Below are 383 nucleotides of genomic sequence, written 5' to 3'. Positions count from 1 at the left end.
TCGGTGAGCGAAAGCTCGACGGCGCTCATCGTGCCATAGGGCACGACGAAGGCGCCGGGCTTGATCCAGTCCGTTTTCAGCAGCGGTTCGGGCGCGTCGAGGCGCGAGGCTTCAACAACGATATCGGCGCCGTCGACGCAGGAACGCCAGTCCTCTGTCACTGTGACGGGCTTGCCGAGATCAGCTGAGAGCCGTGCTGCGAATGCGTCGCGACTTTCGCGCCGCCGGGAATGCACACGGATCTCGTCGAAGTCGAACAGGGAGTCGAGCAGGCGTACGTTCCAGTAGGCCGTGCCGCGTGCTCCGATATGGCCCAGTACTCTGGCACCCTTGCGTGCGAGGTATTTCGCGCCGATGGCCGTGACTGCGCCGGTGCGCATATC

1 protein-coding gene is annotated in these 383 nt (G+C 64.2%); it reads right to left on the bottom strand.

Annotated elements, in window-relative coordinates; genetic code table 11:
• Positions 1 to 383, bottom strand: a 383-nt coding sequence (locus AB4Y92_RS26400; RefSeq protein ID WP_441822315.1) for a hypothetical protein, incomplete at both ends; no start/stop codon positions are given.

Source organism: Lysobacter sp. TAB13 (assembly GCF_052113885.1).
Taxonomy (GTDB): Bacteria; Pseudomonadota; Gammaproteobacteria; order Xanthomonadales; family Xanthomonadaceae; genus Lysobacter; species Lysobacter gummosus.
The sequence above is the reverse complement of the archived record's forward strand: the minus strand, read 5'-3'. Positions and strand labels throughout refer to the sequence as shown.